This window comes from Streptococcus sp. 'group B', assembly GCF_002073795.1.
Taxonomy (GTDB): domain Bacteria; phylum Bacillota; class Bacilli; order Lactobacillales; family Streptococcaceae; genus Streptococcus; species Streptococcus agalactiae.
Genome location: NZ_CP020432.1, coordinates 586,146 through 611,679, shown reverse-complemented (window position 1 = coordinate 611,679; position 25,534 = coordinate 586,146). Strand labels below are relative to the sequence as shown.

The window sequence follows — 25,534 nt, the reverse complement described above, 5'->3', positions numbered from 1 at the left end:
TAAATCTACATTTGTAAACCGAAAAACATTTCTCATCTTTCTTTATTCTATTGACAAAGATGTTGGTTTTATTATAATAATATTACACAAAAATAACATTATATTAAGGAGAATACCTTGAAACCGTCCTTCAAAAAACTATTGCTACTATTTAGTATTATCACCATTTTATCCATCGCCTGTACACCACATGCAAAAGCAAGTGGGCGTTCATGGAAAAGTTGGTTTATCGAACAATACTTTTGGCTAAAGCGCGATAAAAGTTATTATAAAGTTCAAGATGAAAGCTCATTTCAAAAGTACTTAAATGCTAGCCGTGAACAATCTGATAAGGGTTATTACTTAGACCCAAACTCTGTTAATGGAGGGCTTGTTCAAGAGAGACTTTTTGATATGCAAGTCTATTCTTGGAATGACAACGGTAAAGCTAATCAAAAGACCATTTTCTATTTAGCTGGTGGCTCTTACTTAAATAATCCAACGCCTTACCATATCAGCATGCTTAAGACGCTCTCAACTAGTCTTGATGCAAAAATTATTTTACCAATTTATCCAAAAACTCCTCGTTATACCTATGATTATGCTATCCCTAGATTGGTTAACCTTTATAGACACTTTCATGAAAAAAACGCTAATCTCACTTTGATGGGTGATTCAGCTGGCGGAGGATTAGCACTAGGATTAGCGCATGCATTGTCTCACCAATCAGGGCAAGAGGCTATTCCTCAACCTAAAAATATTATCCTCTTATCTCCATGGCTAGATGTGACAATGAAACATCCAGAAATTCCCAAATACGAAGATACCGATCCTATCCTATCTGCTTGGGGTCTCGCACGTGTAGGTGAAATTTGGGCAAATGGTTCTAATAATACTAACCATACATATGTTAGTCCTAAAAATGCCCCTGCTACTAAACTCGCTCCTATTACGTTATTTACTGGAACACGAGAAATATTCTTCCCAGATATTCGCGATTATGCTGCACAACTCCAAGCAGCTAATCACCCCGTTAACTATATTGCACAAGAGGGAATGAATCATGTTTATCCAATTTACCCTATTGAAGAAGCTAAAACAGCACAGTATCAAATGATTGATATCATCAATAAAACTCCTTAATACTAGCTATCTCAACTCTAAAGCTATAAAAAATAAACCATGATTTTGACATGGTTTATTTTTTATTATTCTTAATCTTTTTTATCTAGATTTCGCAACATTTCATCAATCTTATTTCCGTATTCAATAGATTCATCTTTAACAAATTGTAAATCTGGTATTTTATACATAGTAAGGTTTTTGCCAAGTTCACGCTTAATAGTACCAGTTGCTTTTTCTAAACCAATTTGTGCTTTTTGATTATCAGAAGCAAGTGTCGAATGAATAGTATAAAATACTTTAGCCATTGAAAGGTCACCCAACATCTGAACATCAGTAATTGTGACATCTTGTACACGTGGATCATTAACTCGGAGACGCAAAATCTCATTGACTTCACGTTTAATTTCCATTCCAACGCGATCAATACGATGATTAGCCATAATTAATCCTTTCTTCATTGTGCTCATAACTTGAAAGCTAGGACGAGCCTAGCCATAATTTTGTATTCCCTACCAACTAAAGATACAAGTTGGGTTTCTCATAGGGGTTATTTACGTTTAATTTCTTCCATAATGTATGCTTCAATAGTGTCATCTTCTTTGAGATCATTATAATTCTCAATCATTAGACCACCTTCTTGAGCATTGCCGACTTCTTTAACATCATCTTTATAGTGTTTAAGACTTGCTAATTTACCATCAAAAATGACAACACCATCACGGATAACACGAACACTTGAATCACGAGTAACTTTACCATTGATAACCATAAATCCACCAATAGTTCCCACTTTTGAAACTTTAAAGGTCTCACGAATAATGGCTTCACCAAGGATTTTTTCTTGGTATTCAGGATCAAGTTTACCTTTCATCGCTTCTTCAACTTCTTCGATAACTTTATAGATAATGCTATGTTGACGAATTTCGACATCATCAGCATCGGCTTGTTGACGAGCTTGTGGAGTAGGGCGTACGTTAAATCCTATAATAACAGCATTTGATGCTTCAGCAAGAGTTACATCAGACTCATTAATAGCACCAACTGCTGAGTGAACAACATTAACTTTTACTCCTTCAACATCAATCTTAAGGAGAGAAGCTGCAAGTGCTTCTACAGAACCTTGCACATCAGCTTTGATAATAACATTAACTGACTTAACTTCACCAGCTTTAAGGGTATCAAATAAGTTCTCGAGGCTAACACGTTGCGTGTTTTGGCGTTGTTTTAAGAGAGCACGTTTTGCACGTTCTTCACCTGCAGCACGCGCAGCTTTCTCATCTGCATAAACAGCAAAATGATCACCAGCCATTGGAGCTTCGTTCAAACCAGTAATAGAAACTGGTGTAGATGGACCCGCAACTTTGACACGACGCCCAAGATCATTAGTCATCGCACGAACACGTCCAAATGTATTACCAACAACGATTGGATCTTGTACATTTAAAGTACCTTGTTGGACAAGAAGCGTTGCAACGGCTCCCTTACCTTTATCAAGACGGGCTTCAATAACAGTACCAATAGCACGAACATCTGCATCTGCTTTTAATTCTTCCATTTCAGCAACTAAAAGAACTGTCTCAAGTAATTCTTGAATATTTTTACCAAACTTAGCTGAAATTTCAACAAATTCAGACTCACCACCCCATGCAGTAGAGATGACACCATGCTCAGCTAATTCACTGATAACGCGTTCTGGATTTGCACCAGGTTTATCAATTTTGTTGATAGCAACAATAATTGGGACACCCGCAGCTTTAGAGTGATTAATTGCCTCAACTGTCTGCGGCATGACACCATCATCAGCGGCAACGATAAGGATAGTAATATCAGTTACTGATGCACCACGCGCACGCATAGAAGTAAAGGCCGCATGCCCTGGTGTATCCAAGAAAGTAATTTTCTTGCCAGCTTCTTCAATCTGATAAGCACCAATATGTTGAGTAATTCCACCAGCTTCGCCAGTAGCGACACGTGAATTACGTAGAGTATCAAGAAGAGTTGTTTTACCATGGTCAACGTGTCCCATGATAGTAACAACAGGCGGACGTTCCGTTAAGTTATCAGGATTAAGGTAATCCTCATCTGCAAAGAAGCGTTCAATATCAGCTTCATCAACTTCAACCTTAGCATGTGCTTCAATCCCGTAGTCAACCATCAATAGCTCAATAGTGTCTCCATCTAATGATTGATTCTGCGTTGCCATAACTCCCATCATAAAGAGTTTTTTAACAATTTCTGCTGGTTCGCGTTTAATACGTTTTGCAATTTCCGCAACGGTCATGCCCTCAGTATATTCAAATTCTTTTGGTAATTCATGGAATTTACGCTCTGTTACTGGTTTTGGAGCTCCATTAGTCTTACCTTTTTTATTTTTCTTATTATGATTCCAGTTACTATTTCTTTGATTTCTCACTTGGTTTTGATTATTCCAGTTTTTCTTATTTTTTGTTTGCTTTTGACCATCTTCATTTTCATTTGAAAATTGACGAGACTTATCAGAACGAGTTTGTTTTTTACGACGACTATCTGCTGTCTGTGATGGCGTAGCGGCTACTTTATTGACAATTTCTTTTACCTTAGCAACAGGTTTAGAAGCAAGTTTTTCCTTAGCTTTTTGAGCTTCTTCTTGCGCTTTTAACGCTGCTGCTTTAGCTAGTTCTTGCTCCTTAGCTGCTTGACGTTTGGCTTCTTGCTCTTCACGGAAACGCTGCTCACTATGACGTGAGTATTCAGCATTTTGCTCAGCTTTCAAAGCTGCTGCTCGAGCTTTAAAGTCAATGCGATTGCCTGCAGGTTGCTGAGGACGCGTTTGGGGTTTCTGTTTATAATCAGCATAACGCCCATCATTTTTATTACGGTTATTTTGCTGACCTTGTCGGTTATCATTACGATTACCATTTGAACGCTTTTGACCTTGATGGCGTCTGTCGTCAGAGCGTGTATCATTATGGCGATTATTCTTACGGTGATCCCCATTATGTTGACGCTTCTCCGCTTCAGCTTTAGCACGAGCCTCGCGCTCCGCCTTAAAGTTACGACTTTGTGGTTTCGGTTTAGCTACAGGTTGAGTTGAAGGTTTATCATCGGACAAGCCTTGTTTGGTTTCAACAGTTTTAGATTCTGTTTTCACACCTTGATTAGTTTGAACAGAATTTGTTGGAGCTTTAGTTTTAGAAGAGCTAAAACTCTCAACAATACGTGTAGCATCATTTTCTTCAACGCTAGAAGCATGACTTTTTACAGGTAAGCCAAGCGATTGAGCTTGCTCAACCACTTCCTTACTCGTTTTTCCAATTTCCTTAGCGATTTCGTGTAATCTTTTCTTTGACAATTGATGTCCTCCTATTCTGTTATGCCATAAGAGTCCTCATTTTCTTTGAAAATCCAGCGTCTGCGACAGCAACCACTTTTCTTGGTTTGCCTAACGCATCACTTAATTCCAGTGTTGAAAACACTGTGGAGACTTCTGTTTTGTAGTAATTACTTTTATCAGTTACTTTTTTCGTCAAATTTGGGCCAGCATCATTTGCTAGAAAGATTAGCGATACTTGTTGATTTTGAATTGCTTTAATAACCAATTCTTCACCTGTAATAAGGCGCCCCGCACGCTGTGCTAACCCAATGAGATTTAATACTTTTTCTGAATTATTCAAGGCCTAACTCTCTTCTTTTGACCTTATGGTCGACATATGCCAATAGTTCATCATAGAATTCATCAGAAACTTCCATTGAAAAACTGCGATCAAACACTCGTTTCTTTTTCGCTAGGATAGCTTCATCATTGTCCAATTTTATGTAGGCACCTCGACCATTTTGCTTTCCGGTAGGATCTATAAAAACCTGTCCTTCTTTATTTTTAACAATTCGTAAAAGATCTCGCTTATCGATCACTTCACCAGAAACAACTGATTTTCTTAAAGGTATTTTTTTTGTTTTAGCCATAAAACACCTCTCTCATTTATATTATTCTGCCTTATCTGAAATAACTTCAGATTCTTGAGCTACTTCCTCAGTTTGAAGTTCTTGCGCTTCCATTTTTTCGTATTCACTTGCAGATTTAATATCAATACGATAGCCAGTCAAATGAGCTGCTAAACGCACATTTTGTCCTCGGCGACCAATAGCTAGCGATAACTTGCTATCTGGAACAACTACAGTAGCACGTTTTGTATCTTCATCATCAAAAAGTACCATATCAACTTCGGCTGGTGCAATAGCATTGTAAATGAATTCCGCTGGATCTTCAACCCATTGAATAACATCAATGTTTTCTTCAACTGGGATCTCCAATCCTGTTTTAGCATCAACGCGTTTAGGATGGAAATTACTGATAACTTTTTTAATGTTACTTCCACCGCGTCCAACAATTGTTCCAATCGCATCAACGTTTGAATTATGACTGCGTACAGCAACTTTAGTACGATCTCCAGCCTCACGAGAGACGCTCATAATCTCAACAGTTCCATCAAATACTTCTGGAATTTCTCGCTCCATAATGCGTTTGATAAACTCTGGATGACTACGGCTAACAAAAACGTTGACACCTTTAGGATTATTCTCCACTTTATAGACATAAACGTCAATCATATCGTGAGATTTAAAGCTCTCCCCAGGAATCTGATCTTGATGCGATAATTGCGCCTCGAGTGAACCGAGATTGACATAGATAAAACGTTGGTCAAATCGTTCAACAGTACCAGTCATAATTTCACCTTCGTGTTGTTTGTATTCATTGAAGGTTACTTCACGCATTTGACGACGCATTTTTTCCATAATAGTTTGTTTTGCTGACTGAGCTGCCACGCGTCCAAATTCTGTAACAGATTCCTCAAAGCGAATCTTATCACCAAGTTCATACGCTGAGCTAATAGCAAGTGCGTCTTTTAGGCTAATTTCCAAACGGCTATCAAAAACTTCATCAACAACTTCACGAACAGTATAGACGGTAAAGTCTGCTTTCTTCTCGTTAAATTCAATAACGCATGATTCTGATTGACCATAACGACGCTTATAGGCAGATTTTAGTGACTCAGTAACTGCATCAATAATATCTTCTTTATTAATGTGTTTTTCTTCTTCCAAAATACGGAAGGCTTCTAGCATTTCTTTGCTCATAGTGTCCATTCTTGCTTCGCAAGAATCATCCTTTCTTAAAGTTTAACCGCAAGACGGGCTTTTGCAACCGTCTGATAGGGAATATCTACAGTTTTATGACGTGTTTTGTCCATATAATCAATTGTCAAGGTTTCACCATCAAATGATAATAAGTCACCTTCAAATATTTTAACTTTATCAATGGATTTATACAGACTTACATTGATATAAGACCCAACAGCATTTGATAATGCTTCTGCTGTTTTAAGTGGCCTTTCCAACCCAGGACTTGAGACTTCAAGCATATACTGTTCTGGAAATGGATCTGGTTGAATTGTGTCAAGTAAGGGACTTACAACGTCTGTCAATTGTGCTGTATCTTCAACCGTAATGCCTCCGGGTTTATCAATTAAAATACTGAGCACATAGTCGCCACCCATTTTTTCGTATTCTACATCTACTAATTCAAACGGTGCTTGAATAGCAGGAGTTACGACTTGAGTAACAATATCAACAATGGTTTGATTTGCGATAACAGCTACCTCTTCTTTCTAACTTGCTTTAGAACTTACAATGACTATAAATTCTATGAATCACACACATAAGAGGCGAAGTAAAACTCCGCCCCTTTCTGTATTATTTAATACTATTATAGCACAAAATACGATTATTGCAATCATTTACTTTAAATTAGCATCACCGTACACTAATCTTATATCAAAAAATTAAAATTTGTCCTCAATTCTTTGTAAGAGCTTAGAAAACTTTATGCTAATACTTCAAGCTCAAAGAGAAACGATGATAAAATAAAAGAAATTTTTCGAAACTTGGACTTTTGACGAGTGAAAAAGGTGAACACTTAATAAACACTGATACATTAACAAGATTAAAGGAGAGGAGGGGATTCGAACCCCCGAGCCCCCATTAGGGACTACACGCTTTCCAAGCGTGCGCACTCAGCCACTATGCGACCTCTCCATAAAGGAGTAGCAAATAACTACCCACTTACTATTTACTTATTCTAAAATCGTGCTTCTACACGATAGATGACCTGTCCTTTATTTGAAAATTTGCGTTCGTACTCAGTCATGATATTTTGCTGGTAATCACTTGCATGTAAATCTAACCAAACTTGTTTTAAAGTCATACCGTATTGAGAAAAGCTAGCAAGGCTATATTCAAATAAACCTCTATTATCTGTTTTAAAATGAATTTCCCCCTGCTCAGGAAGTATGTCTTTATAGGTATCCAAGAAAGTCTTATAGGTCAATCGACGTTTCTCATGCTTTTTCTTAGGCCATGGATCACTAAAGTTAAGATACATCAAATCAACTTCGCCAGTATCAAAGTAGTTTGATAGACTAGAACCATCAACTAATAGTAATTTGATATTCTTAGCACCGCTATCTAGAACTTTATCCAGAGCATAGGAAAGCACTGACAATTGAATATCAATTCCAATATAATTGATATCTGGATTTTGCTCTGCCATACCAGTGATAAAAGCCCCTTTTCCGGAACCAACTTCTATGTGAATGGGGTTATTATTTCCAAAAATCTCATGCCAACGCCCTTTGGCTTCTTCTGGATTTGAAATAACATAGTGCGGATTATTTTCTAAGTGTTCCTCTGCACCCTTACGTTTTCTAACTCGCATTATACTTTTTAATTAACTCTCTAAACTTTCGTAATTCATAAATTTCTTGATTGACATGCTCCATATCTCGTTTATCAAAACATTTGATTATCTGTGATAAATATGAAAATTGCCCATACCAAATAATTTTGCTCCAGACTTTCTCATTATCTTTATAACCGTAGTAAGACAGCCAATCTTTCCAGTGTTTTTGTGGAATATAATGACTTAAAATATATGCAACGTCATACATGCGATCTGTTAAACGAACAGAATCCCAATCAACCAAATAAATTAAACCACTTGTTGTAATAACCCAGTTGCTATGTTTGATATCTCCGTGAACGATTGTTGCAACCTCTGTTCGAAACTCAGGTAAACTACGCTTTAACTCAGTCACAATAGATTGCAAATAAGTGTTTTCTCGGATTTGAATAGGAGTTTGTTTTTCCCAATCCATCAACAAATCATAAGGGTTTTCAATTTTATACCCTAATTGTAACAGTTGATTTACTAAGGGACGAGACTTGTGCAGGCGCAGTAAAATATGAATAATCTGTTTACTACCCATATCTTCTTTAGTCAATGTTCGACCATCTAACCATTCTTGAGCACTCATCATATCGCCATTACTTGTACGGCGTGCCCACAGTAGTTGTGGCGCAATCTGTTCCTTAGCTAAGGCTGGCAAAATAGGTGTCGTATTATATTTGACAAAGACACGTTCACCATTTGGATAAGTACCAATATAGGCTTTGCCACTTTTTCCTCTTAAGGGAGTAAGCGTCAATTCTTGATTTGATATTGTCACCAGCAGTCCCTCCTTTTCATTTAGTCGTTTCCTCTTATTTTACTTGTTTTATAGGCTTTAGTCAATCATCTTCTTTATTTTGTAAGGGATGTAATATTCCGTCACAATTAACATCAAAACTATCAATAATATAACAGGTTTCAATTCTCTTATAAGTATGATATCAATTACTGTCACAGCATATGATAACACTCTGAGAAAACCTTTTAGCTGACTTGCTTTAGCATTTAATCTAACTGGATAGAGCTGATTCATGTATTGATAATCAAAATGGTGACCTAAAGCTAATAATTGGAACAATAATAAGTAGTTAAATACAAATGCCAGAGCAAGGGCGAGGTAGGTTTCGTTAACAAAGATGACTGATAAGATATTTAAAGTTACCAACCTTATGGTTAAACCAAGATAATCTGAGCTTCTTAGAAATGCCCTCACAAATAAGTTAGTCCATAAACGCGATGGCGTTTTAGAAATAAGTTTTAAAATAACATCTAAAAATGAACGACGTTTTACACTTGTCGAAATTCCCTTAACATTTGTAAACAAAGAGAAAAATTTTAATATAGCCTGTTTTCTTTCCTGCTCATGATTTATAGCTGCATCCCAGTTCAAATTTTGATTGTTATAAAAGACCTTTACCTTGTAAGTTATCACCAACCATTTGATTATTCCTAGACCAAAAATTAACAATGTAATCATAAAAACTGACAAGCCTAACTTTATCAAAATTGGTGATATTAATACTAAAAATAAGGTTTGAACAACCAACCAAAAGATATAAGTCCGTTTTTTAGCAGAATTTATAATTTCCTTTATTGCTTCTTCTTTTATAAGTAAAAATTGTTTATCAGCCGGTTCTAAATAGCTGGCTATTTCCCCCATCGCTAGTAACATTAAGATAATGATTGACACAATCACGATAATTGGCCAATGTGTTTTTGGAAAGTCTTTTAGTAACTGGCTATACTGATATAACAAAAAACCTGACAAAAACATTAATACTAATACAAAATGATCATTAAAGACGTATCTCAAATATTTACTATTTTGAGTTAAAAAGAGACTTCGACGTTTATTAAATAACTTTTTCATATCACACCTCTTTTGTCAGAGCTATGTAGATGTCATTTAAATTAGCATTACTGTCTCCAAAAATAGCCCGTAATTCCTCTAGGGTTCCAACTGCCCGTATTTCTCCTTTATGTAAAATAACAAAACGATCACACATTTTTTCGGCAGAATCTAATACGTGTGTTGACATCAAAATAGATTTCCCTTTAGCTTTTTCTTCTGCTAGAAGATTAATCAAATCTGAAATAGCTAGTGGATCCAAACCTAAAAATGGTTCATCAACAATAAATAAACTTGGAGATACAACAAAAGCACAGATAATCATAACCTTTTGTTTCATTCCCTTTGAAAAATGCATTGGAAACCAGTCTAATTTATCTGTTAGACGAAACATCTCTAATAGTTTTTGCGCACGTGCCATAACTTCATCGGTGGCAATATCATACGCCATAGCTACCGTTTCTAAATGTTCTCTGAGAGTTAGTTCCTCATAGAGACTTGGTGTCTCAGGAATAAAGCCTATTTTCTTTCTATAAAGTTCTTGGTTGGCTTCAAGACTAATGCCATCAATGGTAATATCTCCTTGATAGGGTCTCAAAATACCAATAATCTCGTTAATAGTGGTTGATTTTCCTGCACCATTAAGCCCAATTAATCCAACTAACTCTCCATCATTTACTTCAAAAGAAATATTTTTTAAAACTGGGATATTAACATACCCCCCTGTAACATTTTCAATTTTTAACATTGTCATTCTCTCTATCTTTGATATACTTTATTAACTATTATAACAAAATAAGAAAGGGAAGGTCTATTCTTATGGATAATTGTATCTTAGAATTCCCTTATAGTTTTGAAAATAACTTTAAACCTATTTTGTCCGCTTTTACATCTAATTGAAATGCCAAGCTACCCCATGCTCCCATTATGTTTACAAAAAGCACCTCCATCACTCATCGGACAAAAAAAGACACCTCAAAAAGGTGTCTTTTTAGTATCAATATAATAAATGCAAAGTAATCAGAATATTAGGCTATAAAATTACCAAAGTCAATTATCAGAATAAATAACTGTATTTTTTAGTATATTCGTTGAGTTTACCTTCTAATTTTTTTAGAGTAGTTCTCTTAGAAATCCCCTCATCATATTTGACACCATCCAAGTCCCAAATTAGTTCTTTATGTAATTTTTCTGCTAAACTAGATTTCCCTTGCGGAAACTTAGCATTAATAAGAGCCGAAATTCTTTGGTATTCTTGCTCTAGTTCTGAATACTCACTGTTTTTATTTTCAACTTCTTTTCTTAATGTGTCTAATACATAAGAATCTTGTCTTGATTTAACCTTTCTGAGTAAGGCAAGTTTTTCTTTAAAAGGTATATTTAGGTTTTTTATACGCTCCTGAAGTTCTATCTGGTTATTATAGTTATATTCCTCAGTTAAATCCATATTATTTGATCTATGTGGCTGATAGTTATTATATGTATCCGCAGTAACGCTATTATATCCTAAAAAGAGAGCAGTAAGAGCTGCAGTAGATAATATGATTTTATTTAATTTCAAAATAGTTTTCCTTCTATGATAAATCTCAATTATCATTTTTATTTTATTTATATTATTTATTATACATTTCATTAGATAAAAATGTCAATCATTATATTTAAATTTATTTTAGATACTTCCAAAATTCTAGAAATGTACTTACTCAATAATAAACATCATTAAAAATTGCAATACCCTTTAGGTCATGCTAAGATAAGTATGATGGTAAATATAGATATCACAATCAATACAGGCTACTTTTATCCACCTGTACGACTTATGACCTATCAAACGATAAAAATTTACCATTCCTTAATAGCTACCCAATAAATTTTTCAACATGAAAGGAATTAGTTATGGATAATTGTATTTTTTGTAAAATCATCAGTGGAGAAATCTCTTCATCAAAAGTTTATGAAGATGATGAAGTATTAGCTTTTCTCGACATTACACAAACTACGACTGGGCACACCCTTCTTATTCCTAAAAAACATGTTCGAAATGTGTTAGAGATGGATGAAAAAACTGCACAGATAACCTTTGAACGCTTGCCTAAAGTGGCGCGTGCTGTCCAAGCTGCTACAAAAGCCAAAGGAATGAATATTATTAACAACAATGAGGAAATTGCTGGACAAACTGTTTTTCATGCACACGTCCACCTTGTTCCCCGCTTTGATGAATCAGACGGTATCAAAATTCACTACACTACTCATGAACCCGACTTTGAGGCACTTGCAAAATTAGCCAAAGAAATTAGAAAAGAGATTCAATTATGAAAATAGGTCGTTTAATTGCACTAGGTTTAGTTAGTTTAGGAGCGCTTGAACTTTACAAAAATAGAAAAACTATCAAGGATTCCTATCAAAATACAAAAAATGAGACAGATTCAGCTAAATTAAAATTAGAACGTATCAAAAATGATCTTGCTATTATTAGTCAGGAAAAAGAAAAAATCAGATTAATTTCTCAAGAACTCAATCATAAATTCCAAGTGTTTAATAAAGATATTCAACCTCGTTTAGAAGAAATTAATCAACGCATGGCTAAATATCAAGAGAAAGACGAATAAGCCGACGGTATAAAAATATCTACTCTAAATATAAAAAGAGCAAATAATGCTCTTTTTTATATTTTATGGATTAGTTTGACTTGGTACTGGTTGCGTTCCTGTGTTTGGATTAGGCGTTGCAGCCCCGTTATAATTATTAACACTTCCACTTGAATCAGCCTGACCTGTGTTAGTGTTACTGCTATAGTTACTAGCAGGAGTGCTACTATTATAGTAACTTTGATGAGTTGTTTGATTAGTCTCAGAACTATAAGTAGTATTACCACTGTAACTTGGTGGTGCTTCTGAATAAGGTGTTGTATTATAATTATTCTCTTGTGTTGATGAATAAGTAGAAGAATCATTACTAGCAGTAGTACCATAGTAATCTTCATATAGAATCGCGCTTGTCTTCAGAGTTTTACTACGCTTTTTATCCAGCTCTTTCTTAATTCTATTTTGAACTGCAAGTAGATGTTTCTTAGTTAAAATTTGATAAGAGCCACCATCTGATAGAGTAGCGTCTTCACCCTTCAACTGATAAGATTTAATATGTTCCAATGAATCTTTATAAGCTAACAAATTAGGAATCGTTTTTGATGATATCTCAATATTAGTTTGCATGTTATTACTTACTGCGGAAAGAATTTTTTTGTATGAACTAATACTATTTAACGCCAATATTTTTTTAAGGACTTTTTGAATTACTTCACGTTGTCTTTTTTGACGCCCATAATCTCCCTCTGGATCATCATAGCGCATACGAGAATAAACAAGTGCTTGTTCTCCATTTATTTTATGTGTCCCTGGTTCAACAACAGCCTTGTACTCTGGTTCATTGGCAGCAATTGATATTGGAAAGTCAAATTTATTAGTTACTGTTATACCACCAACAGCATTGACCAAATCAACTAATCCTTGCATATTAATTTGCATAAAGTAATCAACATTAATATCTAATAAGTCTTGAACAGTCATCAATGCCATTTCCGCACCACCAGAAGCATAGGCTGCATTTAGCTTTGCTTCTACGCCAGTCTGTCCATTATTTTTGGGACCACTCAATTTAATCAATACGTCACGTTCTAAGCTTGTCATCGTTGTTTTATTAGTTTTAGGATTTATAGTGACTAAGATCATAGAATCGCTATTTCCTGACCACTTAGATTTTCGATGCTCTGAACCTGTGTCCACACCCATTAATAGTATTGAAAACGGCTTTGTTTCTTCAATAGCATGACTTTTTGATTTAGCTAGCTTAAAATCTTTAAAAGTCTTAGACAATTCATTAGTCGAAAAATTATAAGCTGAGGCAACATAGACTCCCAATGCAATTACTGTTGTTAAAATAATTGCAGAAAACATTAAGGTTATTTTTTTCCAAATTTTCATGTATATTCCTAATCTATCAACTTACTCATTCTGTAAATGTCTAGAAATTCTCCATTTTCTCTTTTAATACCTCTTGTTTGAAGCCCATCTATTTCAAAACTGAATTTTTGGTAGAGGTGAATAGCACGTTCATTACGTCCTTGGACTGATAGTTCTAAGCGGCGTGTAATATCGTTATCTGACGCCCATTCTATTGCTTCTTCCATGAGAATATGACCAATACCATACCCCCAATAATCCTTCTGAACAGCAATAAAAAGATCCCCAATGTGTTCAATTTCAATATCAGACTGACTAATGATTGTTATCAAGCCGATCACTTTATTTTTTAATTTAGCAATCAAACAAATGCAATTTTTCGTTATTAAGGTATTTTCAATAAACGTTTCCATTTCTGGCAAAGATAGTTGATTGCTCACCGTATGCAAAATAAAATCTGTTTCCTCAGTAACAGTATTTAAAAATTCAAGAAGCGCAGATGCTTCCTCTCTCGAAGCTTCTATAAAATCAACAGCAAATTGTTTAGACATCTTGAATCGCCTCAATAATTTCTCTTGCGCGATGCCCATAAGCTTCTAACTGAACTTGACGTCCTTGATTGCTCCTCGTAATAACAATTTCTAAGTAGTTATTGATAAGGTTATCACTAAGCAACTCTCCCCATTCAATAACTGTTACTCCTTGACCAAACAAGAAGTCATCTAAGTCAATAGAATCAGGATCATCTCCAATACGATAAACATCCAAATGGTAAAGTGGTACACGCCCTTCATATTCTCTAACAATAGTGTAAGTTGGGCTCTTAATCATTTGTTTTATGTCTAATCCCTTTGCAATACCTTTTGTAAGAGTTGTTTTGCCTGCACCTAAATTACCAGTCAATAATACGATATCTCCTGACTTTAAAACAGTACCCAGTTTTTGCCCTAGGGCAATAAGCTCTTCTTCATTTTGAGTATAAAACATAGAGATATTATACCAGAAATATCTCTGTCTTCCAACAGTTTGCTGATTCTGACAGCCCCATAGCATATATTTCTTCACTTTTCTTAAGAAAAAAGGAAACCAGGCTACAAATCTGATTTCCTTTTATCTTATTTATCAAACTATAATATTACAAAATAGCCAAGCTGATAAAGTTTAGAATAAATAATATATCTAAAATCCACAGTACCACATGAATATCTTTTGCTTGTCCTTTGATGACTTTAGCTAGTGTATAGGTCAAGAAACCAGCTGCAATACCATAAGTAATGCTATAAGTAAACCCCATAAAAAGAGAAGTAAAGAAAGCTGGGATAGCTTCTGACATATCATCCCATTTGATATCTTTTAAATTTGAAAGCATCATAATACCAACAATAACCAATATTGGTGCAGTAGCTTGACTCGGAACGATAGATACTAGTGGACTAAAAAAACTAGATATAGCAAACAAACCAGCAACTACTAAGGCTGTCAATCCTGTACGACCACCAGCTCCGATTCCTGCTGCTGACTCAACATAGGTTGTAACGTTAGATGTTCCACAAATAGCACCAAAAGTTGTCCCAATTAAGTCTGAATAGAGTGCTTTGTCTAAACTCTTAGATTCATGATTATCACCAGTCGTTGCTAAGATACCAACTTTTTCTCCGGTACCAATGAGCGTTCCAATGGTATCAAAAATATCAGTCAGTGAAAAAGCAAGAATGGCCATTAATACACTTGGTAGACGTGAAGGATTAGAAAATAAAGAAATTAATCCTTTCTCTCCTAATGCAACTCCAAATACTTGCTTCAAATCTCTAAAAGAGGCCGAGAGGTTAGTTGCTTCCCAATTAATAGCATCTAACTTAACCACTCCCATTAAAATACCTAAGAGGGTCGTTGTTAATATCGATAGAATAATCCCTCCACGGATACCTTTTACAATAAAGAAGATGGTAATGCTTAAACCAATCAAAGATAATAAAATTGCTGGATTATCAAACGACACTAGCCCTGGCGTTGCTGAAGAATTTGCTGTAATAGTAGCCAATCCTTTCGCAGCACCCTTTCCAACAACATCATACGTCCCAGGATCAATTGAAAATTTCAAAAAACCAGCATTTTTAATCCCAACGTATGCTAAAAAAGTTCCGATTCCTGCTGTAATGGCTGATTTTAAAGTTGTTGGGATAGACTCAATAATCATCTTTCTAACTTTCGTTAAAGTAATAATCAGAGAAATCAAACCACAAATAAATACCATGGCTAAGGCTTCTTGCCATGTATATCCCAATGCAAAGACAACTGTATATGTAAAGAAAGCATTTAATCCCATCCCAGGAGCTTGTGCATAGGGAAGGTTAGCATAGAAAGCCATAACAGATGTAGCTACAACGGCACCAATAATCGTCGCTAAGAAAACTCCTTGTGCTGGCATCCCAGTCTGAGATAAAATAGCTGGATTTACAAACAAAATGTACGACATTGCAAAGAAAGTCGTTAGACCAGCAGTGATTTCAGTCCGAATTGTCGTCCCGTGTTCCTTTAGCTTAAAAAACTTTTCCATTTTAAAATCGGATTCTCCTTTATTTTTTGTTATTTTACACTTTTAAAAAAATTAATCGTTCGTATATTTACGAACGATTAATATATATTAACAAAAAATAATTCACTTTTCAAGCTTTTTCCCTGCAGAATAATCCATAAAAATAAGACACAATACCTGTAAAAATGTAAATCCTAAAATAAAGTGGAATGAATCCCTACTCGGAACCGCTAAAAGTTCGTTAATTACCACTTGTGGCTTCGTTAAGATATCCCATGAATTTAGACGGGCATAACGACCAATATGAATACCAAAACTTGAAACAAATGATACAATTCCAATAATTCCCCATCTTAAAAATATATTGCTAATTCTAAATTTACGCATAATCACAGAAAAACTTTCGATACCTGATAAAAAACCAAACAAGATACTAGATACATACAAGATATAAAGTATTAAATTTGTCTTATTATAAAGAACGTCTCCGACAAAATGCATATGAATGATATCCGTCAACATATAAAAGGTATTAGGATAGAAAAAAAACCAAGCAAGTGCAAAAAGACCGATAAGAATTTTTTTCTTAAATAAACTAGTAAGGTATGCAAAATCTAACGCTATTAGGGCTAGAGTCATATTCCAAATCAAATTTGGTCCCTGCAAATGATAATATTTAATCCCAAAAGAAATAACAATAAAAAATAAATGTATCGCAAATAGTTTTACTTTCATTCTAACCTCCAATTAATATCTCATTATACAACATATTATTAAATTAAGGTTAAATAAACTTCAAACCTAAAAGACTAACCCTGTTGTGGTTAGTCTTCCATTAATATTCCCCAAAGTAATAATTGTACTAAAAAAAGGCAAGACAAGGCTTTAAAATCAAGGTTAGCCATATTAGTCTGTATTCCATTAAAAAATGCTGACGGATTTAAAATGATTCCTTCTAAACCTAATGATCCTGATTTTTCTAAGCAAAAGGCAAAACTACTAAAAAGCATTACAGGTATAACAGTTGCTAATTGATACCTTTTACTAATATCATATGCATTTACCAATAGCTTCAAACTTAGTAAAGCTGAAGAGATAATAAAAAGAATTGCAAGAAGGTATGCCATATATTGCATAAAATGATTAGACTGCCAAATGTCTTTTGTTGACCACTCTAAGCTCACTAAACTAAGAAAAATCCCTAAACTCTGTGGGTAAAAAAATAAAAGGCCTAAACTTGCTAAAAGACGAATAAAAATATTACGACTATAATAAGCAATGAATCCCATCTCTAACGACAAGACTGATGCCAATAGAATTACCATCAAATGATCAATTTTTACATGATAATACCATATCCCTAAAATACTGACTATGGCAAAAAGATGACTCCAAATTAACTTTTTCATAATCCACCAACTTCCATATTTCCACAGTTATTATATCATATTTCTACTGTCTCTTTTTATTGAAATCTATTTTTGATATAATGTCAGCATGACAAAGAAAATTATCGCCGTAGATTTAGACGGTACTCTATTACATAATAATAACACTATTTCTGACTACACCGCTGATACACTTCGAAAAGTTCAAGCTCAAGGACACAAAGTAATTATTACAACCGGACGCCCATACCGTATGGCACTCGCTCATTATTTACGCCTAGATTTAAAAACACCAATGATAAATTTTAACGGTGCTTTAACTCATATCCCCGAAAAAAAGTGGGCGTTTGAGCATAGTGCAACGATTGATAAAAAATTACTCCTTGAAACCTTAAATTTATCAGATGCTATCCAAGCCGATTTTATTGCTAGCGAGTACCGTAAAAATTTTTACATTACTATGGATAATCGTGATAAAATTAACCCACAATTATTCGGTGTCAATGAAATTACTGATAAAATGGCATTAGATGTTACTAAAATCACACGCAATCCAAATGCTCTATTGATGCAAACACGTCATAAAGATAAGTATGAGTTAGCTAAAGAGTTACGACAACATTTTAATCACGAACTAGAAGTAGATTCTTGGGGTGGTCCATTGAATATACTCGAATTTTCACCTAAAGGTGTTAACAAAGCTTATGCTCTCAAACATTTATTAAAATCACTCAATCTTTCACAAGAAAATTTGATTGCCTTTGGAGATGAACACAATGACACCGAGATGCTGGCCTTTGCACATACAGGATATGCTATGAAAAATGCTAGTCCAACTCTACTTCCATATGCCGACCAACAAATCCAATGGACAAACGAAGAAGATGGTGTTGCTAAAACTCTAGAAAAATTATTATTGTAGTATTTTCAAAAACGATCTCTATTGAAACAGAATTCTAATAGAAATCGTTTTTTAGGTTTTCTACTATATTATTAACAAAAAAAGTTACCACTCTCTTCCCCCATTATAAAAGGTATTTGTGAAAAAAATATCTTTTTTTTAATTTTTATTAGAAATAGTATTGATTTTTTTCTGAAAACGTTTTAAAATATATCTGTTCTATAATTTCGTTGAAATGAAAAAGAATGGCCAATTTTACGATTGGAAGGAGATTATTCTTCTTTATGTCAACGAAAAAATTTTTTAAGGAGGAAGAACAAGAATGGGTATCGGTATTATTATTGCCAGCCATGGTAAATTTGCTGAAGGTATTCATCAATCAGGTTCAATGATCTTTGGTGAACAAGAAAAAGTTCAAGTTGTAACTTTCATGCCAAATGAAGGACCAGATGATTTGTATGGACACTTCAACAATGCTATCGCACAATTTGATGCTGATGATGAGGTGCTTGTGTTAGCTGACCTTTGGAGTGGGTCACCATTTAACCAAGCAAGCCGTGTTATGGGAGAAAATCCTGAACGTAAAATGGCTATCATCACTGGTCTCAATTTGCCAATGCTTATCCAAGCCTATACTGAGCGTATGATGGACGCTAATGCAGGTGTTGAACAAGTTGCCGCAAATATTATTAAAGAGTCTAAGGAAGGTATCAAAGCCCTTCCAGAAGAACTTAATCCTGTTGTAGAAGCTACTCCTGTAGCAGGTGTTCCTGCAGATGTTCCTGCGGAAGTTAAACAAAGTGGATCTATCCCTGAAGGAACTGTTATTGGAGATGGCAAGCTTAAAATTAATCTTGCTCGTATTGACACACGTCTTTTACATGGTCAAGTTGCAACTGCATGGACTCCAGCATCAAAAGCAAACCGTATTATCGTTGCTTCTGATGAAGTTTCTAAAGATGAACTTCGTAAACAATTGATTAAGCAAGCTGCTCCTGGAGGAGTCAAAGCAAACGTTGTCCCAATTAGTAAATTAATTGAAGTAGCTAAAGACCCACGTTTCGGAAACACACGTGCCTTGATCTTATTTGAAACTGTACAAGATGCACTCCGTGCAGTTGAAGGTGGTGTGGAAATCCCTGAATTGAACGTTGGTTCAATGGCTCACTCAACTGGTAAAACAATGGTAAACAACGTTCTTTCAATGGATAAAGACGATGTTGCTGCCTTTGAAAAATTACGTGACTTAGGTGTATCATTTGATGTACGTAAAGTACCAAATGACGCTAAAAAGAATTTGTTTGATTTAATCAACAAAGCAAACGTAAAATAACTTATTATCTCTGAAAACGAAAGGATATCAAAATGGCGGATATTTCAATTATCTCAATGATTTTGGTCGTTATCGTTGCCTTCTTTGCTGGTCTTGAAGGTATCCTCGACCAATTCCAAATCCATCAACCTCTTGTTGCTTGTACTTTAATCGGTCTTGTAACTGGTCACCTCGAAGCGGGTATTATTCTTGGTGGTAGTCTCCAAATGATTGCTCTTGCTTGGGCAAATATCGGAGCTGCCGTAGCACCAGACGCTGCACTTGCCTCTGTTGCTGCTGCTATTATTTTGGTTAAAAGTGGCGACTTCACTCAAAAAGGTATCAACTTTGCCTTCTCTACTGCTGTACCTCTAGCTATTGCTGGACTTTTCCTTACAATGATTGTTCGTACAATCTCAACTGCACTTGTTCACGCTGGTGACAAAGCTGCTTCTGAAGGAAACTTCGCAGCAATTGAACGTTTTCACTTTATTGCCCTCCTTCTCCAAGGATTACGTATTGCATTCCCAGCTGCGCTTCTTTTAGCTATTCCATCTTCTTCAGTACAAAGTATTCTTGAAGCAATGCCTGATTGGTTAAATGGTGGTATGCAAGTTGGTGGTGCCATGGTTGTTGCCGTTGGTTACGCTATGGTTATCAATATGATGGCTACTCGCGAAGTTTGGCCTTTCTTTGCTCTTGGATTTGCTCTAGCAGCTTTGAACCAGTTAACTCTTATTGCAATGGGTACTATTGGTGTTGCTATCGCCCTCATCTACATCAGTTTATCAAAAATGGGTGGAAGCAAAGGTACTTCTAACGCAGGTTCTAACGATCCTATCGGCGATATCTTAGAGGACTACTAGAAAGGAGCTAAACAATGACTGAACAAATTAAATTATCAAAATCAGATCGTCAAAAAGTTTGGTGGCGTTCACAATTCCTTCAAGGTTCTTGGAACTATGAGCGTATGCAAAATATGGGGTGGGCCTACGCTCTTATCCCAGCATTGAAAAAACTTTACACTACTAAAGAAGATCGTGCTGCTGCGCTTGAGCGCCATATGGAATTCTTTAACACACATCCATACGTTGCTGCTCCAATTATCGGTGTAACCCTTGCTCTTGAGGAAGAAAAAGCAAGCGGTACACCTGTCGAAGACAAAGCAATTCAAGGGGTTAAAATCGGTATGATGGGACCTCTTGCTGGTATTGGTGATCCAGTATTCTGGTTTACTGTACGTCCTATCTTAGGTGCTCTTGGTGCTTCACTTGCCTCTGCTGGTAATATCCTCGGACCAATCATCTTCTTTGTTGGTTGGAACCTCATTCGTATGTCATTCTTATGGTATACACAAGAGTTAGGTTACAAATCAGGTAAAGAAATTACTAAAGATATGTCTGGCGGTATCCTCCAAGATATTACTAAAGGTGCTTCAATCCTTGGTATGTTCATTCTTGCTGTCCTTGTTAAGCGTTGGGTAGCAATTAACTTTACTGTAGACCTTCCTAAAAAGACATTGTCAGAAGGGGCATACATCAATTTCCCTAAAGACCATGTTAGTGGACAACAATTGCATGATATCCTAGGACAAGTTCAGAGTGGCTTAAGCCTTGATAAAATGCAACCACAAACACTTCAAGGACAACTTGACTCACTTATTCCTGGTTTAGCTGGATTACTTCTTACATTCTTCTGTATGTGGTTACTTAAGAAGAAAGTATCACCAATTACAATTATCATCGGTTTGTTTATCGTTGGTATTCTAGCTCGCCTTGCAGGTGTGATGTAATAAAACTAAGAGATGGTTACAATAGTATTCCATCTCTTATATTTTATTACCAAAAATCCACTTAGAGTCCCACTATTATGATATAATCAAACTACTATAAATTAAAAAGGGATTAGTCATGGCACAATCATTAAACAAAACTGTTGAATTTCAAACAACAGGAGTTTCGTATTTAGGTATGGGGAATAAAGTTGGAAAATTTTTAGTTGGTGACCAGGCATTAGAATTCTATAACGATAAAAATGTCAACGACTATATTCAAATTCCATGGACATCAATCAATCAAATTGGAGCTAATGTTAGTCGAAAAAAAATTAGTCGTCACTTTGAGGTCTTTACAGACCAAGGAAAATTTTTATTTGCCTCTAAAGACTCTGGAACGATATTAAAGCATGCGAGACGACATATTGGAGACGATAAAGTTGTTAAGCTTCCTACCCTCATCCAGACCATTTTAAAAATATTCAAGTTTAAAAAATAAGATAGACTATAGTCTATCTTATTTTTTAACTCTAATATTAATATGGGAACTTGTCATCAAACCATCTCAAAAAGTTAGAAAAATGGATTGCTTTAAATATTCGTAATCTAATACGTTCTACAATAAAAGCCAACAAATAAATTAAAATCCCTGCTCCTAAAATTAAAAATGGGTAAAGATAAATGGACTCATAAACAAACGTCTCTGCAAAATCTCTTACAAAATATTTTACTATTAGTGGGTGGAGATGACAGAGATAAACTCCCAAGGTTGAAGGGGCTAATACAACAATTATTTTCTTTAAGAATCCCGAGGGCTTAATGCTTGCTCTAGCAAATAATATAAACAAACTTACCGCCCCTAAAGTTAAAGTAGGCGAAACATACCAATACCAAATATCACCAATACTAAACTTCATGACATAAGTAGCAACCAATGATAATAGATAAACTATAAGTAAGTATGATGTTTTAAATATATTTAAATCAATACGTTTCAAATAGGCACCAATAATATATAAAATCAGTAGCCAAGTCATTTCAAAACCCTTGCTCAATGAAAATTCTGGAACACGATTGTTTAAAACAGCTGGTAAAATTGAAAAAATAATAAACATTAACAAAACCAATTGTTTTAATTGTTTATCAGTCAAGGCATTTAATCCATTATTAATAACAGGCATAAAAACCAATAGACCAAAGTAAGCAGTAATGTACCAATACTGCCCACTGACAATAGGGAAAAAAGCATCTCTCCAATTAAGCAAGGTCACTTCATGACCTGTGATTGCAAAAAGTGCTGTTATTGTAAAGGTGTAGAAAAAAACCTGTGTCCAGATAGACAGTAATTTTGAGTAACGATAACGCGAATTAATTCCCACATAACCACTTATTAGTGCGTAACAGTTAACGGCCCCATAAACTAAGACTTGGATAATCCACGTTACTATAAAATAGGAGTCTGCGTGTCCCTCAACCGAAGATCTCAGACCACCTTTTCCAAGAACATGCGTAATAACAATCATGAACATGGAAATAATCCTTAAAAGGTCTAAGCCGTAATGACGACCTGATTGTTTAATACTTGTATACTTTTCCATAATCATATTTTAGCATAGCTATTTCACTAAAACAAAGAGCAGGCTTATAAAGTTAAGGTTTACATTTTACTTATTTTTGGATATAATAACCTTAACGGATAAGTAGTATAATAGTTCTTTTCAGAGAGTCTGCGGTCGTTGCGAGCAGATAAGATTGTTTTATGAAATTCTACCGTGTTCCATTTATGGGAAATAATTTAATCAATCAATCAAGTGCACTTCTGTGAAGCTGGATGGAACCGCGCCTTTGCGCTCCAGCATGACAGGGTGTTTTTTTTAGTATAAAGGAGATTCCTATATGTTAGACTTAAAACGTATTCGTACAGATTTTGATGCTGTCGCTAAAAAATTGGCCACGCGTGGTGTTGACCAAGAAACATTAACAACCCTTAAAGAACTTGATATAAAACGCCGTGAATTACTTATCAAATCTGAAGAGGCGAAAGCGCAACGTAATGTTGCTTCTGCTGCCATTGCTCAAGCAAAACGAAATAAAGAGAATGCAGACGAGCAAATCACAGCTATGCAAACACTTTCCGCTGATATCAAAGCAATTGATGCGGAATTGGCAGATGTGGATGCTAATTTACAATCAATGGTGACCGTACTTCCTAATACACCAGCTGATGATGTGCCGCTTGGAGCAGACGAGGATGAAAATGTTGAAGTTCGTCGCTGGGGAACTCCTCGTGAATTTGATTTTGAGGCCAAAGCTCACTGGGATTTAGGGGAAAGCCTTGGAATTCTCGATTGGGAACGTGGTGCAAAAGTTACTGGTTCTCGCTTCCTCTTCTACAAAGGTCTAGGTGCTCGTTTAGAGCGTGCTATCTACAGCTTCATGCTGGATGAACACGCTAAGGAAGGGTACACTGAAGTGATCCCTCCTTATATGGTTAACCACGATTCAATGTTCGGTACGGGACAATATCCAAAGTTCAAGGAAGATACTTTCGAATTAGCAGATAGCCCATTCGTACTTATCCCAACAGCTGAAGTTCCTTTAACAAACTATTATCGTGATGAAATTATCGATGGGAAAGAATTACCTATATACTTTACTGCCATGAGTCCATCATTCCGTTCAGAAGCAGGCTCTGCAGGACGTGACACACGTGGATTAATTCGCCTTCATCAATTCCATAAAGTAGAAATGGTGAAATTTGCCAAGCCTGAGGAATCGTACCAAGAATTAGAAAAAATGACAGCAAATGCTGAAAATATTCTTCAAAAACTTAATCTCCCATACCGTGTCATTACCTTGTGTACAGGAGATATGGGATTCTCAGCAGCTAAAACGTATGACTTAGAGGTATGGATTCCCGCTCAAAATACTTATCGAGAAATTTCTTCATGTTCTAATACTGAAGATTTCCAAGCACGTCGTGCTCAAATTCGTTACCGTGACGAAGTTGATGGCAAAGTTAGGTTGCTTCATACTTTAAATGGTTCAGGACTTGCAGTTGGACGTACTGTAGCAGCAATCCTCGAAAATTATCAAAATGAAGATGGTTCTGTGACTATCCCAGAAGTTCTTCGTCCATATATGGGTAATATCGATATTATTAAACCAAATTAGGCACTCTAAAATGAGTTGGTATACCAACTCATTTTTTCCATGAACTTAGCTAATAGTTTGACAAACTTGGTAGTAAGGTAGCACTTTCTCAAATCCTTCTAACAACCGTTGCAGAATATTTTCTAAGCTCTGGTTTTCAGTCAAAAGAACATCATATTTTACCAATACTTTCCTTACCTTCCCTGACTTAATTTCTTGCATTAAACGTTGACGATTTTCCTCATTGCCTTCCTCTCGATGAGTTTCACCTTGCCTTTGGACCATAAAATACAATGGAGAGGCAATCGGAATCGATAACACTCTAGCCTGCTTCTCGAGTGTCTTATCAGATTTTTGCCTCTCTACAAAGCTTACCTCAAGACTAACCCCAAAACTATCTTTTACACCATAAACCCTTAGCGCAACAGCCACATCATCTAATTGGTCTGTATCCTTTCGATAATAAACCCAAAAATGTGGACGCCCTACTTGAGCTTGATTAGCCCAATTACTCACTCTTTGCATTTTAAAGCCATCCATACGTTGTTCTAAGGCTCTTGATAACTCTGTAAAGCTATTCCTAGCAAGTTGGCCCTTTGCCTTAAAAGTTTGCATATCGTCCTTTAAAGGGCCTGCCTTCTCAGGCATAATATACTTCATTGATTGGAATTCTAAATAATCATTTAATTCTTGATACATTCTTTTTCTCCATGTAAACAATAGTTAAGTTTTCACGATTATATATCTATACATACTTTCAAGTTCTTTTAAAGTATGTATAGCGAAGTCTCGTTG

At 35.5% G+C, this 25,534-nt stretch carries 27 protein-coding genes, 1 tRNA gene and 3 pseudogenes; 10 read left to right on the top strand and 21 right to left on the bottom strand.

Annotation, left to right across the window (positions count from 1 at the left end):
* Window positions 1-117: 117 nt before the first annotated feature.
* Window positions 118-1,122 carry an alpha/beta hydrolase gene (locus A6J68_RS03470; RefSeq protein WP_000804611.1) on the top strand — a complete coding sequence of 335 codons (1,005 nt, stop codon included), beginning with the start codon at window positions 118-120 and terminating at the stop codon, window positions 1,120-1,122.
* Window positions 1,123-1,193: 71 nt separating this feature from the next.
* On the opposite strand, the gene rbfA is transcribed toward A6J68_RS03470, so the two are convergent.
* The 12 genes and pseudogenes from rbfA to A6J68_RS03415 all read right to left on the bottom strand — a co-directional run bounded on the left by rbfA (window position 1,194) and on the right by A6J68_RS03415 (window position 10,464).
* Window positions 1,194-1,544 carry a 30S ribosome-binding factor RbfA gene (rbfA, locus tag A6J68_RS03465; protein WP_001273670.1) on the bottom strand — a complete coding sequence of 117 codons (351 nt, stop codon included), beginning with the start codon at window positions 1,542-1,544 and terminating at the stop codon, window positions 1,194-1,196.
* A 107-nt stretch (window positions 1,545-1,651) separates the two neighbouring features.
* A pseudogene (gene infB / locus A6J68_RS03460) lies at window positions 1,652-4,159 on the bottom strand (translation initiation factor IF-2); the annotation flags it as partial.
* Between the two features lie 123 nt (window positions 4,160-4,282).
* A pseudogene (locus A6J68_RS11735) lies at window positions 4,283-4,435 on the bottom strand (translation initiation factor IF-2 N-terminal domain-containing protein); the annotation flags it as partial.
* Between the two features lie 19 nt (window positions 4,436-4,454).
* Complete coding sequence (locus A6J68_RS03455; RefSeq protein ID WP_001065560.1) at window positions 4,455-4,757, bottom strand: YlxQ-related RNA-binding protein; 303 nt, start codon at window positions 4,755-4,757, stop codon at window positions 4,455-4,457.
* On the bottom strand, window positions 4,750-5,046 hold the full coding sequence (gene rnpM / locus A6J68_RS03450; protein ID WP_001140526.1) for an RNase P modulator RnpM: 297 nt from the start codon (window positions 5,044-5,046) through the stop codon (window positions 4,750-4,752). The genes A6J68_RS03455 and rnpM overlap by 8 nt, the downstream gene beginning before the upstream one ends.
* Window positions 5,047-5,067: 21 nt before the next feature.
* Window positions 5,068-6,219 carry a transcription termination factor NusA gene (nusA, locus tag A6J68_RS03445; RefSeq protein ID WP_000032295.1) on the bottom strand — a complete coding sequence of 384 codons (1,152 nt, stop codon included), beginning with the start codon at window positions 6,217-6,219 and terminating at the stop codon, window positions 5,068-5,070.
* Between the two features lie 35 nt (window positions 6,220-6,254).
* On the bottom strand, window positions 6,255-6,731 hold the full coding sequence (gene rimP / locus A6J68_RS03440) for a ribosome maturation factor RimP (RefSeq protein WP_041971671.1): 477 nt from the start codon (window positions 6,729-6,731) through the stop codon (window positions 6,255-6,257).
* 357 nt (window positions 6,732-7,088) lie between these two features.
* Window positions 7,089-7,176: transfer RNA gene (locus A6J68_RS03435), tRNA-Ser, on the bottom strand.
* Window positions 7,177-7,219: 43 nt separating this feature from the next.
* Window positions 7,220-7,855 carry a tRNA (guanosine(46)-N7)-methyltransferase TrmB gene (trmB, locus tag A6J68_RS03430; RefSeq protein WP_001266024.1) on the bottom strand — a complete coding sequence of 212 codons (636 nt, stop codon included), beginning with the start codon at window positions 7,853-7,855 and terminating at the stop codon, window positions 7,220-7,222.
* On the bottom strand, window positions 7,845-8,645 hold the full coding sequence (gene ccrZ / locus A6J68_RS03425; RefSeq protein WP_000155920.1) for a cell cycle regulator CcrZ: 801 nt from the start codon (window positions 8,643-8,645) through the stop codon (window positions 7,845-7,847). The genes trmB and ccrZ overlap by 11 nt, the downstream gene beginning before the upstream one ends.
* 57 nt (window positions 8,646-8,702) lie before the next feature.
* Complete coding sequence (locus tag A6J68_RS03420; protein ID WP_000732710.1) at window positions 8,703-9,737, bottom strand: ABC transporter permease; 1,035 nt, start codon at window positions 9,735-9,737, stop codon at window positions 8,703-8,705.
* Between the two features lies 1 nt (window position 9,738).
* Window positions 9,739-10,464 (bottom strand): ABC transporter ATP-binding protein, encoded by a 726-nt coding sequence (locus A6J68_RS03415; protein WP_000912314.1) that lies wholly within the window; start codon window positions 10,462-10,464, stop codon window positions 9,739-9,741.
* Between the two features lie 71 nt (window positions 10,465-10,535).
* Here A6J68_RS03415 and A6J68_RS03410 point away from each other — a divergent pair.
* Window positions 10,536-10,722, top strand: a pseudogene (locus tag A6J68_RS03410) (hypothetical protein).
* Window positions 10,723-10,773: 51 nt separating this feature from the next.
* Here A6J68_RS03410 and A6J68_RS03405 read toward each other — a convergent pair.
* Window positions 10,774-11,277 carry a hypothetical protein gene (locus A6J68_RS03405; RefSeq protein WP_000773459.1) on the bottom strand — a complete coding sequence of 168 codons (504 nt, stop codon included), beginning with the start codon at window positions 11,275-11,277 and terminating at the stop codon, window positions 10,774-10,776.
* A 335-nt stretch (window positions 11,278-11,612) separates the two neighbouring features.
* Here A6J68_RS03405 and A6J68_RS03400 point away from each other — a divergent pair, with 335 nt between their 5' ends.
* Entirely contained in the window at window positions 11,613-12,032 is a 420-nt protein-coding gene (locus A6J68_RS03400) for an HIT family protein (RefSeq protein WP_000368099.1), read from the top strand.
* Window positions 12,029-12,325, top strand: a complete 297-nt coding sequence (locus tag A6J68_RS03395; RefSeq protein WP_000690175.1) for a hypothetical protein — start codon at window positions 12,029-12,031, stop codon at window positions 12,323-12,325. Before A6J68_RS03400 ends, A6J68_RS03395 begins: the two co-directional genes overlap by 4 nt.
* A 63-nt stretch (window positions 12,326-12,388) precedes the next feature.
* Here the strand turns inward: A6J68_RS03395 and brpA are convergent, their stop codons facing one another.
* From brpA to A6J68_RS03365, 6 genes are all read right to left on the bottom strand, one after another.
* Entirely contained in the window at window positions 12,389-13,696 is a 1,308-nt protein-coding gene (gene brpA, locus A6J68_RS03390; protein ID WP_000708161.1) for a biofilm formation/cell division transcriptional regulator BrpA, read from the bottom strand.
* Window positions 13,697-13,704: 8 nt separating this feature from the next.
* Window positions 13,705-14,226, bottom strand: coding sequence for a GNAT family N-acetyltransferase (locus A6J68_RS03385; protein ID WP_000043149.1), 522 nt, complete (start codon window positions 14,224-14,226; stop codon window positions 13,705-13,707).
* On the bottom strand, window positions 14,219-14,662 hold the full coding sequence (tsaE, locus tag A6J68_RS03380) for a tRNA (adenosine(37)-N6)-threonylcarbamoyltransferase complex ATPase subunit type 1 TsaE (RefSeq protein WP_000500161.1): 444 nt from the start codon (window positions 14,660-14,662) through the stop codon (window positions 14,219-14,221). The genes A6J68_RS03385 and tsaE overlap by 8 nt, the downstream gene beginning before the upstream one ends.
* 148 nt (window positions 14,663-14,810) lie before the next feature.
* A complete protein-coding gene (locus A6J68_RS03375) occupies window positions 14,811-16,232 on the bottom strand; it encodes an NCS2 family permease (RefSeq protein WP_000410400.1) in 1,422 nt (473 codons plus the stop codon).
* A gap of 102 nt (window positions 16,233-16,334) precedes the next feature.
* The gene (locus tag A6J68_RS03370; RefSeq protein WP_000865226.1) at window positions 16,335-16,946 is read right to left on the bottom strand and encodes a DUF1361 domain-containing protein; all 612 of its coding nucleotides are present in this window, start codon (window positions 16,944-16,946) and stop codon (window positions 16,335-16,337) included.
* 89 nt (window positions 16,947-17,035) lie between these two features.
* Window positions 17,036-17,620: a hypothetical protein gene (locus A6J68_RS03365; protein WP_000734042.1), complete on the bottom strand. Its 585-nt coding sequence runs from the start codon at window positions 17,618-17,620 to the stop codon at window positions 17,036-17,038.
* Between the two features lie 88 nt (window positions 17,621-17,708).
* Between A6J68_RS03365 and A6J68_RS03360 the strand changes: the two genes are divergently transcribed.
* The 5 genes from A6J68_RS03360 to A6J68_RS03335 all read left to right on the top strand — a co-directional run bounded on the left by A6J68_RS03360 (window position 17,709) and on the right by A6J68_RS03335 (window position 22,085).
* On the top strand, window positions 17,709-18,521 hold the full coding sequence (locus A6J68_RS03360; RefSeq protein WP_000162321.1) for a Cof-type HAD-IIB family hydrolase: 813 nt from the start codon (window positions 17,709-17,711) through the stop codon (window positions 18,519-18,521).
* A 301-nt stretch (window positions 18,522-18,822) separates the two neighbouring features.
* The gene (locus A6J68_RS03350; protein ID WP_000511103.1) at window positions 18,823-19,833 is read left to right on the top strand and encodes a PTS sugar transporter subunit IIB; all 1,011 of its coding nucleotides are present in this window, start codon (window positions 18,823-18,825) and stop codon (window positions 19,831-19,833) included.
* Between the two features lie 32 nt (window positions 19,834-19,865).
* On the top strand, window positions 19,866-20,678 hold the full coding sequence (locus tag A6J68_RS03345) for a PTS mannose/fructose/sorbose transporter subunit IIC (RefSeq protein WP_000763690.1): 813 nt from the start codon (window positions 19,866-19,868) through the stop codon (window positions 20,676-20,678).
* 14 nt (window positions 20,679-20,692) lie between these two features.
* A complete protein-coding gene (locus A6J68_RS03340; protein ID WP_000139227.1) occupies window positions 20,693-21,604 on the top strand; it encodes a PTS system mannose/fructose/sorbose family transporter subunit IID in 912 nt (303 codons plus the stop codon).
* Between the two features lie 118 nt (window positions 21,605-21,722).
* Window positions 21,723-22,085, top strand: coding sequence for a DUF956 family protein (locus A6J68_RS03335; RefSeq protein ID WP_000079341.1), 363 nt, complete (start codon window positions 21,723-21,725; stop codon window positions 22,083-22,085).
* Window positions 22,086-22,122: 37 nt separating this feature from the next.
* Here A6J68_RS03335 and A6J68_RS03330 read toward each other — a convergent pair whose 3' ends face one another.
* On the bottom strand, window positions 22,123-23,115 hold the full coding sequence (locus A6J68_RS03330; RefSeq protein WP_000480864.1) for an acyltransferase family protein: 993 nt from the start codon (window positions 23,113-23,115) through the stop codon (window positions 22,123-22,125).
* 367 nt (window positions 23,116-23,482) lie between these two features.
* Here A6J68_RS03330 and serS point away from each other — a divergent pair, with 367 nt between their 5' ends.
* Window positions 23,483-24,760, top strand: coding sequence for a serine--tRNA ligase (gene serS / locus A6J68_RS03325; protein ID WP_000886191.1), 1,278 nt, complete (start codon window positions 23,483-23,485; stop codon window positions 24,758-24,760).
* A 45-nt stretch (window positions 24,761-24,805) separates the two neighbouring features.
* Here the strand turns inward: serS and A6J68_RS03320 are convergent, their stop codons facing one another.
* Complete coding sequence (locus tag A6J68_RS03320; RefSeq protein ID WP_000284171.1) at window positions 24,806-25,438, bottom strand: HI_0552 family protein; 633 nt, start codon at window positions 25,436-25,438, stop codon at window positions 24,806-24,808.
* Between the last annotated feature and the right edge of the window lie 96 nt (window positions 25,439-25,534).

Bases quoted from the DNA above. Each gene is read 5' to 3' on its own strand.
- rbfA (WP_001273670.1), bottom strand. From the start codon at position 1,544: ATGGCTAATCATCGTATTGATCGCGTTGGAATGGAAATTAAACGTGAA.
- rnpM (WP_001140526.1), bottom strand. From the start codon at position 5,046: ATGGCTAAAACAAAAAAAATACCTTTAAGAAAATCAGTTGTTTCTGGT.
- nusA (WP_000032295.1), bottom strand. From the start codon at position 6,219: ATGAGCAAAGAAATGCTAGAAGCCTTCCGTATTTTGGAAGAAGAAAAA.
- trmB (WP_001266024.1), bottom strand. From the start codon at position 7,855: ATGCGAGTTAGAAAACGTAAGGGTGCAGAGGAACACTTAGAAAATAAT.
- A6J68_RS03420 (WP_000732710.1), bottom strand. From the start codon at position 9,737: ATGAAAAAGTTATTTAATAAACGTCGAAGTCTCTTTTTAACTCAAAAT.
- A6J68_RS03415 (WP_000912314.1), bottom strand. From the start codon at position 10,464: ATGTTAAAAATTGAAAATGTTACAGGGGGGTATGTTAATATCCCAGTT.
- A6J68_RS03400 (WP_000368099.1), top strand. From the start codon at position 11,613: ATGGATAATTGTATTTTTTGTAAAATCATCAGTGGAGAAATCTCTTCA.
- A6J68_RS03395 (WP_000690175.1), top strand. From the start codon at position 12,029: ATGAAAATAGGTCGTTTAATTGCACTAGGTTTAGTTAGTTTAGGAGCG.
- brpA (WP_000708161.1), bottom strand. From the start codon at position 13,696: ATGAAAATTTGGAAAAAAATAACCTTAATGTTTTCTGCAATTATTTTA.
- A6J68_RS03385 (WP_000043149.1), bottom strand. From the start codon at position 14,226: ATGTCTAAACAATTTGCTGTTGATTTTATAGAAGCTTCGAGAGAGGAA.
- tsaE (WP_000500161.1), bottom strand. From the start codon at position 14,662: ATGTTTTATACTCAAAATGAAGAAGAGCTTATTGCCCTAGGGCAAAAA.
- A6J68_RS03375 (WP_000410400.1), bottom strand. From the start codon at position 16,232: ATGGAAAAGTTTTTTAAGCTAAAGGAACACGGGACGACAATTCGGACT.
- A6J68_RS03370 (WP_000865226.1), bottom strand. From the start codon at position 16,946: ATGAAAGTAAAACTATTTGCGATACATTTATTTTTTATTGTTATTTCT.
- A6J68_RS03365 (WP_000734042.1), bottom strand. From the start codon at position 17,620: ATGAAAAAGTTAATTTGGAGTCATCTTTTTGCCATAGTCAGTATTTTA.
- A6J68_RS03360 (WP_000162321.1), top strand. From the start codon at position 17,709: ATGACAAAGAAAATTATCGCCGTAGATTTAGACGGTACTCTATTACAT.
- A6J68_RS03350 (WP_000511103.1), top strand. From the start codon at position 18,823: ATGGGTATCGGTATTATTATTGCCAGCCATGGTAAATTTGCTGAAGGT.
- A6J68_RS03345 (WP_000763690.1), top strand. From the start codon at position 19,866: ATGGCGGATATTTCAATTATCTCAATGATTTTGGTCGTTATCGTTGCC.
- A6J68_RS03340 (WP_000139227.1), top strand. From the start codon at position 20,693: ATGACTGAACAAATTAAATTATCAAAATCAGATCGTCAAAAAGTTTGG.
- A6J68_RS03335 (WP_000079341.1), top strand. From the start codon at position 21,723: ATGGCACAATCATTAAACAAAACTGTTGAATTTCAAACAACAGGAGTT.
- A6J68_RS03330 (WP_000480864.1), bottom strand. From the start codon at position 23,115: ATGTTCATGATTGTTATTACGCATGTTCTTGGAAAAGGTGGTCTGAGA.
- serS (WP_000886191.1), top strand. From the start codon at position 23,483: ATGTTAGACTTAAAACGTATTCGTACAGATTTTGATGCTGTCGCTAAA.
- A6J68_RS03320 (WP_000284171.1), bottom strand. From the start codon at position 25,438: ATGTATCAAGAATTAAATGATTATTTAGAATTCCAATCAATGAAGTAT.